Raw genomic sequence first — 11,357 nt, 5'->3', positions numbered from 1 at the left:
CCCCCCCCCCCCCCCCCGCCACAGGTTCATCACAACATTGGAAGTTGGGTACAGCTTATAGCTGTGGAGATTCCTGGCTAGGCTTGCTCTTGTCCACACCCGGCACATGCAGGTTGCCCTCGGCCACCTGGTCGCCTTCGAGCTGTGGCTGGGTCACCCAGGTGAGGATGTCGTAGTAGCGACGGATGTTCGCCACGAAATGCACCGGTTCGCCGCCGCGGGCGTAGCCGTAGCGGGTCTTGCTGTACCACTGTTTCTGGGACAGGCGCGGCAGGATCTTCTTCACGTCGAGCCACTTGTTCGGGTTCAGCCCTTCCTTGGCGGCGAGCTTGCGCGCGTCGTCCAGGTGACCACTGCCCACGTTGTAGGCGGCGAGGGCGAACCAGGTACGGTCCGGCTCCTCGATACTCTCGTCCAGTTGCTCTTTCATATAGGCCAGGTACTTGGCGCCGCCCATGATGCTCTGCTTCGGGTCGAGGCGGTTGGACACGCCCATGGCCTGGGCGGTGTTCTGGGTCAGCATCATCAGGCCGCGCACGCCGGTCTTGGAGGTGACCGTCGGTTGCCACAGCGATTCCTGGTAGCCGATGGCAGCCAACAGACGCCAATCGACCTTTTCCTTCTTGGCGTAGGTCTTGAAGTGTTGCTCGTATTTCGGCAGGCGTTGCTGCAGATGCTGGGCGAAGGTGGTCGCGCCCATGTAGCCGAGGACGTCGACGTGCCCGTAATAGCGGTCCTTGAGGCGCTGCAGCGTGCCGTTCTTCTGCACCTTGTCGAGGTAGGCGTTGATTTCGTTGAGCAGACTGTTGTCTTCGCCGGGGCCCACCGCCCAGCTCTGGCTGCGGGCATCGCCGAGGTCGAACGCCACGCGCACGTTGGGGAAGTACACCTGGTTCATCGCCACTTCGTTGGAATCTACCAGCGTCAGGTCGATCTGGCCTTCATCGACCATGCGCAGCAGGTCGACGACTTCAACCGCGTCGGATTCCTCGTATTCGATTCCCGGATACTGCTGTTTCAACTGCGCCAGCTGCTCCGCGTGGGAGCTGCCCTTGAGCACCATGATCTTCTTGCCCGCGAGGGCGGCCGCGTCGGTGGGGCGGGACTGGCCGTTGCGGTAGATGACCTGCGGGGTAACCTCCAGGTAGGCGTGGGAGAACCGTACCTGTTTCTTGCGCTGTTCGCTGCTGACCAGGCCCGCCGCGGCCAGCACCGGGCCATTGGGCTTGCCGACCTGACTGAACAGGTCGTCGAGGTTATCGGCGGTCTCGATCTTCAGCTCGACCCCCAAATCCTCGGCGAAGCGCTTCACCAGCTCGTATTCGAAGCCGGTTTCACCATTGCGATCCTGGAAGTAGGTAGCGGGGCTGTTCCGGGTAACCACCCGCAGCACGCCATCCTCCTTTACGCGCTCCAGTGTGTTGGGTTTCTCAACACAACCACTGAGCACCAGGAAGAGTCCGGTTGCGATCAGCCATCTGGCGTACCGCGGACGCAAAGCCGTTGGGGAAAACATCTGCGCAGTATACGCAAACGGCCTCGACCGCCATATATCGACAGCAAAAGGCCAGTCTGCTAGAGGTTGCAAAACGTGTCCGCAACCCAGGCGGGCCGGCGTGCGGAGGCGGCTGGGGCGGGAAAAAATAACTCCGCTGAATTATCGCCATGCCGCCTGGATGCAGCCGTCCAAGGGATGCCTGACGTCCGGCTGGCATCGCACGTAGCGTTTCGGGTGCCGTTGCCAGCGGTTTAGGCTAGAATGCACGGCCTCAAAGCACACCCCCTTCCCGAGGCTGTCCCGAAGATGTTGATCCTGCGCGGCGCTCCTGCCCTTTCTGCCTTTCGCCACAGCAAACTCCTTGAGCAACTGAGCCAGAAAGTCCCGGCTGTCAGCGGCTTGTATGCTGAATTCGCTCACTTCGCCGAAGTCACCGGCGGTTTGACCGGCGACGAACAGCAGGTGCTTGCGCGCCTTCTGAAGTACGGTCCCAGCGTTCCCGTCCAGGAACCGACTGGTCGTCTGTTCCTGGTGCTGCCGCGTTTCGGCACCATCTCGCCGTGGTCGAGCAAGGCCAGCGACATTGCGCGCAACTGCGGCCTGGCGAAAATCCAGCGTCTGGAGCGCGGCATTGCCTTTTATGTCGCCGGAGACTTCAGCGAGGCCGAGGCCCAACTGATTGCCGACGGGCTGCATGACCGCATGACCCAGGTCGTACTGGGCAACCTGGAGCAGGCCGCCGGCCTGTTCAGCCACGCCGAACCCAAGCCGCTCACCGCCATCGATGTGCTGGGCGGTGGCCGCGCCGCGCTGGAAAAAGCCAACGCCGAGCTGGGCCTGGCCCTGGCCGAAGACGAGATCGATTACCTGGTCAACGCCTTCCAGGGCTTGCAGCGCAACCCGCACGACATCGAACTGATGATGTTCGCCCAGGCCAACTCCGAGCACTGCCGCCACAAGATCTTCAACGCCAGTTGGGACATTGACGGCCAGAGCCAGGAAAAAAGCCTGTTCGGCATGATCAAGAACACCTACCAGATGCACAACGAAGGTGTGCTGTCGGCCTACAAGGACAACGCGGCGGTGATCGTCGGCAACGTTGCCGGTCGCTTCTACCCGAACCCTGAGACCCGCCAGTACGGTGCGGTCCAGGAGCCGGTGCACATCCTGATGAAGGTCGAGACCCACAACCACCCGACCGCCATCGCCCCGTTCCCGGGCGCGTCCACCGGTTCCGGTGGCGAGATCCGCGACGAAGGCGCTACCGGCCGTGGCGCCAAGCCCAAGGCCGGCCTGACCGGCTTCACCGTGTCGAACCTGCAGATCCCGGGCTTTGAACAGCCATGGGAAAAGCCTTACGGCAAGCCTGAGCGCATCGTCAACGCCCTCGACATCATGATCGAAGGCCCGCTCGGCGGCGCGGCATTCAACAACGAATTCGGCCGTCCGGCCCTGACCGGTTACTTCCGTACTTTCGAGCAGTCCATCAACACCCCGCGCGGTGAAGAGGTTCGTGGCTATCACAAGCCGATCATGCTCGCTGGCGGCATGGGCAACATTCGCGCAGAACACGTACAGAAGGGCGAGATCCTGGTCGGCTCCAAGCTGATCGTCCTCGGCGGCCCGGCCATGCTGATCGGCCTGGGTGGCGGCGCCGCTTCCTCCATGGCCACCGGCACCAGCTCGGCGGACCTGGACTTCGCCTCGGTCCAGCGCGAAAACCCGGAAATGGAGCGCCGCTGCCAGGAAGTCATCGACCGGTGCTGGCAACTGGGCGAGCAGAACCCCATCAGCTTCATCCATGACGTCGGCGCGGGCGGCCTGTCCAACGCCTTCCCGGAACTGGTCAACGACGGCGGTCGTGGTGGCCGCTTCGAATTGCGCAACATTCCGAACGACGAGCCGGGCATGGCCCCGCACGAAATCTGGAGCAACGAATCGCAGGAACGTTACGTCCTGGCGGTCGGCCCGGCCGATTTCGAGCGTTTCAAGGCGATCTGCGAGCGTGAGCGCTGCCCGTTCGCGGTCGTCGGCGAAGCCACCGCCGAGCCGCAACTGACTGTCACCGACAGCCACTTCGGCAACAGCCCGGTGGACATGCCCCTGGAAGTGCTGCTGGGCAAAGCTCCGCGCATGCACCGTTCGGCCGTCCGCGAAGCCGAGCTGGGGGACGATTTCGATCCGGCCACCCTCGACATCGCCGACTCCATCGAACGCGTCCTGCATCACCCGGCCGTGGCGAGCAAAAGCTTCCTGATCACCATCGGCGACCGCACCATCACCGGCCTCGTGGCCCGCGACCAGATGGTCGGCCCATGGCAGGTGCCGGTGGCCGACGTGGCCGTGACCGCCACCAGCTTCGACGTCTACACTGGCGAAGCCATGGCCATGGGCGAACGTACCCCGCTGGCGCTGCTGGACGCCCCGGCGTCGGGCCGCATGGCGATCGGCGAAACCCTGACCAACATCGCGGCCTCGCGGATCGGCAAGATTTCCGACATCAAGCTGTCGGCCAACTGGATGTCCGCCGCCGGCCACCCGGGTGAAGACGCCCGTCTGTACGACACCGTCAAGGCGGTCGGCATGGAGCTGTGCCCTGAGCTGGGCATCACCATTCCGGTGGGCAAGGACTCGATGTCCATGGCCACCCGCTGGAACGATGAAGGCGTGGACAAGAGCGTAACCTCGCCGCTGTCGCTGATCGTGACCGGCTTTGCCCCGGTCACCGACATCCGCCAGACCCTGACCCCGCAACTGCGCATGGACAAGGGCACCACCGACCTGATCCTGATCGACCTGGGCCGTGGCCAGAACCGCATGGGCGCCTCGATCCTGGCCCAGGTCCATGGCAAGCTCGGCTCGCAAGCCCCGGACGTCGACGATGCCGAAGACCTGAAGGCGTTCTTCGCCGTGATCCAGGGCCTCAACGCCGACGGTCATCTGCTGGCCTACCACGACCGTTCCGATGGCGGCTTGCTGACCACCGTGATGGAAATGGCCTTCGCCGGTCACTGCGGCCTGAACCTGACCCTGGACAGCGTGGCCGAATCGGCCAGCGAAATCCCGGCCATCCTGTTCAACGAAGAGCTCGGTGCGGTGATCCAGGTTCGCCAGGACGCCACCCCGGACATCCTCGCCCAATTCAGCGCCGCCGGCCTGGCCGAGTGCGTCTCGGTGATCGGCCAGCCGATCAACAACGCTCACATCAACATCACCTTCAACGGCGACACCGTCTTCGAAGGCCAGCGCCGCCTGTTGCAGCGCCAGTGGGCCGAGACCAGTTACCAGATCCAGCGCCTGCGCGACAACGCCGATTGCGCCGAGCAGGAATTCGACGCGATCCTGGAAGAAGACAACCCGGGCTTGAGCGCCAAGCTCAGCTACGACGTCAACGACAACATCGCCGCGCCCTACATCAAGAAAGGCATTCGCCCGCAAGTGGCGGTCCTGCGCGAGCAGGGCGTCAACGGCCAGGTGGAAATGGCCGCGGCGTTCGACCGCGCCGGCTTCAACGCGATCGACGTGCACATGAGCGACATCCTCGCCGGTCGTGTCGACCTGAACGACTTCAAGGGCATGGTCGCTTGCGGCGGTTTCTCCTACGGTGACGTGCTGGGTGCCGGTGAAGGCTGGGCCAAGTCGGCGCTGTTCAACAGCCGCGCCCGCGACGCGTTCCAGGGCTTTTTCGAGCGCACCGACAGCTTCACCCTCGGCGTGTGCAACGGTTGCCAGATGATGTCCAACCTGCACGAGCTGATTCCGGGCAGCGAGTTCTGGCCGCACTTCGTGCGCAACCGCTCCGAGCAGTTCGAAGCGCGCGTGGCGATGGTCCAGGTGCAGGAGTCGAACTCGATCTTCCTGCAGGGCATGGCCGGTTCGCGCATGCCGATCGCCATTGCCCACGGCGAAGGCCATGCGGAATTCGAAAGCGAAGAAGCCTTGCTTGAAGCCGATCTGTCCGGTTGTGTGTCGCTGCGGTTTGTCGACAACCATGGCAAGGTCACCGAAACCTACCCGGCCAACCCGAACGGCTCGCCGCGCGGGATCACCGGCCTGACCAGCCGCGACGGCCGCGTCACGATCATGATGCCGCACCCGGAACGGGTGTTCCGCGCGGTGCAGAATTCGTGGCGTTCGGACGACTGGAACGAAGACGCGCCATGGATGCGCATGTTCCGCAACGCGCGCGTCTGGGTGAACTGAGGCGGTGTACAAGCTCTGCTTCTTCGTCCCGGCCAGCCATGTGGACGTGGTCAAAAGCGCAGTATTCGCCGCCGGTGGCGGACGGATCGGCGACTATGACCACTGCGCCTGGCAAGTGCTGGGCCTGGGCCAGTTTCGCCCGTTGGACGGCAGCCAGCCGTTCATTGGCGAAGTGGGGCAGGTCGAGCAGGTCGAAGAGTGGAAGGTTGAGCTGGTAGTGGCCGATGAGTTGATCCGCCCAGTGGTGGCGGCGCTGAAACAGAGCCATCCGTATGAAACACCGGCGTATGAAGTGTGGCGGTTGGAGGATTTTTGACCCCCTCGCGCTGAAATGAAAAACCCGCTGACTGATTCAGCGGGTTTTTTGTTGGCTGCGATTCTGTGTACATGAATCCCCGTGGTGAGGGAGCTTGCTCGCTCGCCATGGATTTTCAGGCAAGTCTTTAAGGCATAGCTTGGCTTCACAAGGGCGGTTTTTGACTTCTGAACCCTTCCTCCTCCCCGGTTGTCGACTAGTCTCTAAGCACTGCTTGATAGGCCTTGTGACGTCTTGTCGAATTTTTTGCCCGCGGGGGCGGGTGTTGCACCGTTGTCACTCGTCGACTTTTCAAACAGAACCCTGGAGCCTGCCCACTGATTCGAGAGGTGCCCCATGAGTCTGCTGCTGGAACCCTATACCCTTCGCCAACTGACCCTGCCCAATCGCATCGCGGTTTCGCCGATGTGCCAGTATTCGAGCGCCGATGGCTTGGCCAACGACTGGCATCTGGTACACCTCGGCAGTCGTGCCGTGGGCGGTGCCGGCCTGGTGTTCACCGAAGCCACCGCCGTCACGGCCGATGGCCGGATTACCGCCGAGGACCTCGGGTTGTGGAACGATGAACAGATCGAACCTTTGCAACGTATTACCCGTTTCATAACCGCCCAAGGCGCCGTGCCCGGAATCCAACTGGCCCACGCCGGGCGCAAGGCAAGCACCTGGCGGCCGTGGCTGGGCAAGCATGGCAGCGTCAAGCCGGAAGAGGGCGGCTGGGTTCCGGTCGGCCCTTCGCCGATTGCCTTCGATCCCCAGCACACCCAACCCAAGCAGCTCGATGAAGGACAGATCGCCGACGTCATCCAGGCATTCATCGACGCGGCCAAACGCGCCCTGACGGCAGGTTTCAAAGTCGTCGAGGTCCATGCGGCCCATGGCTACCTGCTGCACCAGTTCCTGTCGCCTTTGAGCAACCAGCGTCGGGATCAATACGGTGGGTCGTTCGAGAATCGTATCCGCCTGGTACTGCAAGTGACCGAAGCGGTCCGGGCCGTATGGCCGGAGGAGCTGCCGGTTTTTGTTCGGGTATCCGCCACCGACTGGGTGGAAGACGGCTGGAACCCCGATGAAACCGTGGAACTGGCGCGGCGATTCCGGGCGCTGGGAGTGGATTTGATTGATGTGTCGTCGGGCGGAACCGCTGCCAACGCGGAGATTCCCACCGGCCCGGGCTACCAGACGCGCTTCGCCGAGCGGGTGCGCAAGGAATCGGAAATCGCCACTGGCACGGTCGGCATGATTACCGAGCCGGCCCAGGCCGAACACATCTTGCGCACCTGTCAGGCCGACATCATCTTCCTTGCTCGCGAATTGTTGCGCGATCCGTATTGGGCGCTGCATGCCGATGATGACCTGGGCGGACGCAAGGCCACCTGGCCGGCGCAGTACCAGCGGGCGACGCATCGGGACCAGCCGATCCACGAGTCGGATTTGCGCGACTGAGCATCCGCTGAAAAAAAGCCCCGGTCTCATTGGCCGGGGCTTTTGTTTATCAGGGATACTTGCGCCGATCCGGCGCTGGCGGGAAGTACTGGTACAACCAGGTCTCGCTCAACGTCCGGTCCTTGGAGCGAATGAACAGGCGCATCTCCACCGGGTCCACGCGGTCGTCGGTCGGGTACCAGTCGAAGGTGATGCGGTAACCCTTGATTGCGTCCAGCACCAGCACATTGAAATCCTTGACCTCGCCGTGAGAGCAGGTGACCACCGGTTCGATGCCGGTACCCGGTGGCAACTGGTCGAGCCCACCGCCGGTGAAGTCCACCGCGAAGCGCCGTGCCCAGACGGTGGGATAGTGTTCGCCAGGAGCCCAGCCTTCGATGAAGCCGCCCATGCCCGAACGGGTGGCATCGACGCGGGCCAGGTCCGTGCTGACCGGTGGCAAGGCGCTCCAGTAGAGTTTGTAGCCGTAATTCAGCGAATCGCCGGCAGCGACCGGTTTTTTCGGCGTCCAGAACGCAACGATGTTATCCAGCGTCTCGCCGGTGGTAGGAATTTCCAGCAGGTCGATTGAGCCTTCGCCCCAAGCCGTCGTCGGTTCGACCCACAGGCTTGGCCGTTTGCTGTACCAGTCCACGGTGTCCTGGTAACTCTCGAAGTCATGATCGGTTTGCACCAGGCCGAAACCCTTCGGGTTGTTGTCGGCGAAGGCGTTGAACTGCAGGGTGGCGGGATTGTTCAGCGGGCGGCAGACCCACTCGCCGTTGCCGCGCCACATGGCCAGGCGGTCGGAGTCGTGGATCTGCGGGTGAATGGTGTCGCACATGCGTCGTTCGACGGTGCCGCAACTGAACATACTGGTCATCGGGGCGATACCCAGTTGCTCGATGGCGGTACGGGCGTTGACGTGCGCGTCGACGTCCATCACCACCCGGGTAGGCTGGCAGTCGATATCAAAGCGGTAGGCACCGGTGGCGCTCGGTGAGTCGAGCAGGGCATAGACCACGAAGCGGGTGCTGTTTTTGTCCGGCGTTTCGAACCAAAACTTGGTGAAATCCGGGAACTCCTCGCGTTTTTTCGCATAGGTGTCGATGGCCAGGCCGCGGGCGGACAAACCGTATTGGCCACTGGCATCGACGGCACGGAAATAGCTCGCCCCCAGGAATGAAACGATGTCGTGCCGGTCCAGCTCCGGTGCCTTGAACACCCGGAACCCTGCGAACCCGAGGTCGCCGGTAAGCTGCGAGGTATTGACCGTGGTCTTCTCGTAGTTGAACAGTTCCGGGCGAAAGTGCACCTCACGGGCCATACGGGTCTTCGGATCGACGCTATACATGCGAACCGGCTGCTTGAAGCCCATGCCGACGTGGAAAAATTGTGCGTCCAGTTGTCCGTCCAGCTCATTCCACAAAGAGTGGTTGGCGTCGTACCGGATGGCGTTGAACTGCAGCGGCGACATCTGGGCCAGGGTGGGTGGCAGGACTTGCTTGGTGTCTACATAGCGGCTCTCGGCCAGCCGCCGTGCCTGGTCCTTCAAACCGTTGAAATCGAAGGGACGGGCTTCGCCGTCGGCAGTCTGTTCGGCGGCCCAGGCGCGTGCGGCCATGAGCCCCGAGGCCGATAGCCCGGTGTAGGCGGCGAAGGCCATGGAAGCCTTGAGCAAATTCCTGCGGTGCATAGATACAACCTTAATCAAAGCAATCCCGAGCCGATCCTGGCAACAGAGATTGATAAAGGAGTTCGGACATGCCTTTGGCCAAACGCGACGAACGTAAGAACAGATACCTGAGAGCCGGATCGGTTCACCGAGGCGCAAAATCATAGGGGAAATAGGGGCTTGGAGAGATAGGAAAACGGGGTCAGGTCAAATTTTCTTACAGTTATTTCTTTTTTTGTGAGGATTTCGGGTTTTTTTGACTAATTACTCTAAAACTCTCTTTTCACCCAGGTAATCCTTCCTATTCTTGAACGTAACAGACCATGTAACCGGTTCAATGGGCGCTATTTGGGCAACTTGACGTAACGAAGGACAAGTCATGACGAAAATACAGGGCATTGCCCAAATGCTGGGACTCTTTCCGAGCCTGATCAACGCGCGCAGGAAACGCCGGCTCAGCCTGGAAGAGTTGAGATTGATCGAGCGTTACCGCGAGCTGTCGGAAAAAGACCGGATCGCCATGCGTTACCTGGTGGATGCGATGCGCAGTGTTTCGCGGTTTTGAAATACGGGCGCGCGCCAGTACCTCGCCGATACCGGCAGCAAGTGACGGGCGATCCGAACCGAGAAAACGTTGCAGTTGCTGCAACGTTTCAACGATCGCGAGGATGGCCTCATCAACAGCGTCCGGCCCGATAGCATTGGGAGTCCTGCACCGATCGACGAAGATCCTGGCAGGACGGACGCAGGGCAGGTACGAGCATAGGTGGCCAGCATTGTCTTGTGGTCAATGCTTGAACATCACATGCCGCACCACCGTGTAATCCTCCAACCCATACATCGACATGTCCTTGCCGTAGCCGGAACGTTTCTGGCCGCCATGGGGCATTTCGCTGACGAGCATGAAGTGGGTATTCACCCAGGTGCAGCCGTATTGCAGGCGCGCCGACAGGCGATGGGCGCGGCCGATGTCGGCGGTCCAGACCGATGAGGCCAGGCCGTAGTCCGAATCGTTGGCCCAGGCCAGCACTTGTGCTTCATCGAGGAATGGCGTGACGGACACCACCGGGCCGAACACTTCGCGGCGGACGATTTCGTCATCCTGTTGAGCATCGGCCAGCACCGTCGGTTCGAAGAAGAAGCCGTTGCCCTCTACCGCCTTGCCCCCGGTGACCAGGCGGATGTGCGGCTGGGCGATGGCGCGCTCGACGAAGCCGGCCACACGGTCACGGTGCTGGGCGGTGATCAACGGCCCCATCTCGGTATCGGGCTCGTTCTGCAGGCCGTACTTGATGCTGGCGACGGCGGCGCCGAGTTTTTCGACAAACTTGTCGTAGATGCCTTGCTGGGCATAGATGCGGCAGGCGGCCGTGCAGTCCTGGCCGGCGTTGTAGAAGCCGAAGGTGCGGATGCCTTCCACCGCGGCGTCGATGTCGGCATCGTCGAAAATGATCACCGGGGCCTTGCCGCCCAGTTCCATGTGCGTGCGCTTGACGCTCTCGGCGGTGCTGGAAATGATGTTCGAGCCGGTGGCGATGGAGCCGGTCAGGGAGACCATGCGGACTTTCGGGTGCGTGACGAGCGGCTGGCCGACGGTTTGCCCGCGACCGAAGACGACGTTGAGCACGCCTGCCGGGAAAATTTCCGACGCCAGTTCCGCCAGGCGCAATGCGGTCAGCGGCGTCTGTTCCGACGGCTTGAGCACCACGGTATTACCGGCGGCCAGGGCCGGGGCGATTTTCCAGGCGACCATCATCAACGGGTAGTTCCACGGGGCGATGGAAGCGATCACGCCCACCGGGTCGCGACGGATCATCGAGGTGTGCCCCGGTAGGTACTCGCCGCCCGCCGAGCCGTTCATGCAACGGCTGGCGCCGGCGAAGAAACGGAACACATCGGCGATCGCCGGAATTTCATCGTTCAGCGCGGCACTCAAGGGCTTGCCGCAGTTGTCCGATTCGAGCCTGGCCAGTTCCTCGCCGTTGGCCTCGATGGCATCGGCCAGCTTGAGCAGCAGCAGGGAGCGGTCCTTGGGCGGCACTTGCGACCAGGCATTGAAGGCGCTGTCGGCGGCGCGCACGGCGGCGTCGACCTGGGCCTCGCTGGCTTCACTGATTTCCACCAGGACCCGGCCCAGCGCCGGATTGAACACTGCCTGGCCAGGGCCGTCGCCGTTTACCAGATGGCCATTGATCAACAGTTTGGTTTGCATGTCCGTGTCCTCTTGAACGCTGTTGTTTTCC

7 protein-coding genes are annotated in these 11,357 nt (G+C 62.3%); 4 read left to right on the top strand and 3 right to left on the bottom strand.

Features of this window, described 5'->3' with window-relative positions; genetic code table 11:
* Positions 1-55 precede the first annotated feature (55 nt).
* Complete coding sequence (gene mltF / locus ACE04F_RS25850; protein WP_486110486.1) at positions 56-1,516, bottom strand: membrane-bound lytic murein transglycosylase MltF; 1,461 nt, start codon at positions 1,514-1,516, stop codon at positions 56-58.
* A 288-nt stretch (positions 1,517-1,804) separates the two neighbouring features.
* Between mltF and purL the strand changes: the two genes are divergently transcribed.
* From purL to ACE04F_RS25835, 3 genes are all read left to right on the top strand, one after another.
* Positions 1,805-5,701, top strand: coding sequence for a phosphoribosylformylglycinamidine synthase (purL, locus tag ACE04F_RS25845; RefSeq protein ID WP_486110485.1), 3,897 nt, complete (start codon positions 1,805-1,807; stop codon positions 5,699-5,701).
* Between the two features lie 4 nt (positions 5,702-5,705).
* Positions 5,706-6,017, top strand: coding sequence for an NGG1p interacting factor NIF3 (locus tag ACE04F_RS25840; protein ID WP_486110484.1), 312 nt, complete (start codon positions 5,706-5,708; stop codon positions 6,015-6,017).
* Between the two features lie 336 nt (positions 6,018-6,353).
* Positions 6,354-7,460, top strand: coding sequence for an NADH:flavin oxidoreductase/NADH oxidase (locus ACE04F_RS25835; RefSeq protein WP_486110483.1), 1,107 nt, complete (start codon positions 6,354-6,356; stop codon positions 7,458-7,460).
* Positions 7,461-7,509: 49 nt separating this feature from the next.
* On the opposite strand, the gene ACE04F_RS25830 is transcribed toward ACE04F_RS25835, so the two are convergent.
* Positions 7,510-9,135 (bottom strand): glucan biosynthesis protein D, encoded by a 1,626-nt coding sequence (locus tag ACE04F_RS25830; RefSeq protein ID WP_486110482.1) that lies wholly within the window; start codon positions 9,133-9,135, stop codon positions 7,510-7,512.
* Positions 9,136-9,493: 358 nt separating this feature from the next.
* Here ACE04F_RS25830 and ACE04F_RS25825 point away from each other — a divergent pair, with 358 nt between their 5' ends.
* A complete protein-coding gene (locus ACE04F_RS25825; protein ID WP_486110481.1) occupies positions 9,494-9,679 on the top strand; it encodes a hypothetical protein in 186 nt (61 codons plus the stop codon).
* A gap of 222 nt (positions 9,680-9,901) precedes the next feature.
* On the opposite strand, the gene ACE04F_RS25820 is transcribed toward ACE04F_RS25825, so the two are convergent.
* Positions 9,902-11,326, bottom strand: coding sequence for a gamma-aminobutyraldehyde dehydrogenase (locus tag ACE04F_RS25820; RefSeq protein ID WP_486110497.1), 1,425 nt, complete (start codon positions 11,324-11,326; stop codon positions 9,902-9,904).
* Positions 11,327-11,357: the final 31 nt, after the last annotated feature.

Source organism: Pseudomonas sp. AGC41, assembly GCF_057334555.1.
Note: the sequence above shows the minus strand (reverse complement) of the source record. Positions and strands in the feature narration are given on the sequence as shown.

Excerpts from the sequence above, each read along its gene's own strand:
- ACE04F_RS25820 (WP_486110497.1), bottom strand. The coding sequence starts at position 11,326 with ATGCAAACCAAACTGTTGATCAATGGCCATCTGGTAAACGGCGACGGC.
- ACE04F_RS25835 (WP_486110483.1), top strand. The coding sequence starts at position 6,354 with ATGAGTCTGCTGCTGGAACCCTATACCCTTCGCCAACTGACCCTGCCC.
- mltF (WP_486110486.1), bottom strand. The coding sequence starts at position 1,516 with ATGTTTTCCCCAACGGCTTTGCGTCCGCGGTACGCCAGATGGCTGATC.
- ACE04F_RS25825 (WP_486110481.1), top strand. The coding sequence starts at position 9,494 with ATGACGAAAATACAGGGCATTGCCCAAATGCTGGGACTCTTTCCGAGC.
- ACE04F_RS25830 (WP_486110482.1), bottom strand. The coding sequence starts at position 9,135 with ATGCACCGCAGGAATTTGCTCAAGGCTTCCATGGCCTTCGCCGCCTAC.
- purL (WP_486110485.1), top strand. The coding sequence starts at position 1,805 with ATGTTGATCCTGCGCGGCGCTCCTGCCCTTTCTGCCTTTCGCCACAGC.